The following is a 1161-nucleotide window of genomic DNA, read 5'->3' as shown; positions in this document are numbered from 1 at the left end:
AAACCCTTTCATCGATCAATAATAAACCTATTTTTTCCTAATCAACACGCCTGTTTTCCCATAATATAATTTCACCAATCTACCATTCCAGCCAATTCTCTAAATCACATAACGTATCACAATATCAAACGAATTAAGGCAAAATTAAAGGCATGAGTCCAATACACATGCCCAAACCGCTGCCTAATAAAATAACTATGTCTAACAATTAGGAGTCCCATCTTTTATCGTTTATTCAGCTAAGCCTAAGACATCGACAAACATCCTATCCATATGTCAACCAACCATATAAAATAGCCCTCTTAACAAAAATTAAGAGAGCTATAATTCATAATCTATCACTTATCTCTAACTTGCTTAAAAAATAGCTAGCTAACGAATCAAATTCATTCTTTACATATTGACAACCATTAATTTCAATACCTATCGATAAAAATTTCCTTTAAATAAATTCTGTTATCCCAATCTACAACGTATCCTTTAACTGGACTCAGTTGCGCTCCTGTCTTCTCTGTTAGCTCGGAACGCAAGCACATTTCTCTTTTAAGGTTTAATTTTTAAAACCTCACTTACCATCCACTGGCTTCAGTAGGTTTGCTGGAATAAAACCAAAATTCACATCTCCCACCATCAAATATCCATTTATCTCAATTCCTGGTGAATAAAAGACAGTTCCTTTCAACTCTTCCCCATGGTATTTTGTTATCATCGGACCACTGTATTGTTCTGTATCTTCTGTCAATATATACAAGCCTTTATTTCTTATTATCTTTTCAAAAATTCGAATATCAGTGCTATCAAGAATACCAGGAGTAATTACATCCTCTCCTTCAATATCTCCAGCACAAAGATAGTAATTTAATTTACCCTTCCCAATAGAAACTACAAATATTTGTGGTCTGCAAGCATCTTCTCGTTTTCCAACTGTTAAAAGTTCACCATATTCAAGGCTATACACTCCTTCAAATTTCAAGCCCTTATGATTAATCATGACATAGGCTGGATTGTTATAGAAAGATGCACGAATATCGATCGGTACTTCTTTAAAAACCACTAAATCGGTTGCTTGTACCCGATATTGCCCCATTTGATAGAATGTTTTTCCATCACACGTGTTGATTAACCAAAATTATACAGTAGTTGAATGATTTATGTTCCAAT

The 1161-nt window shown here is 33.9% G+C and carries 1 protein-coding gene; it reads right to left on the bottom strand.

The genetic code is table 11. The features are described 5' to 3' along the window. Nucleotides 1–565: 565 nt before the first annotated feature. Nucleotides 566–1087 (bottom strand): hypothetical protein, encoded by a 522-nt coding sequence (locus tag QRN68_RS12045; RefSeq protein WP_285397128.1) that lies wholly within the window; start codon nucleotides 1085–1087, stop codon nucleotides 566–568. Between the last annotated feature and the right edge of the window lie 74 nt (nucleotides 1088–1161).

The sequence above is a fragment of the Lysinibacillus sp. fls2-241-R2A-57 genome (assembly GCF_030209535.1).
In the GTDB taxonomy this organism is placed as follows: Bacteria; Bacillota; Bacilli; order Bacillales_A; family Planococcaceae; genus Lysinibacillus.
This window is presented reverse-complemented; position numbering and strand designations above follow the sequence as displayed.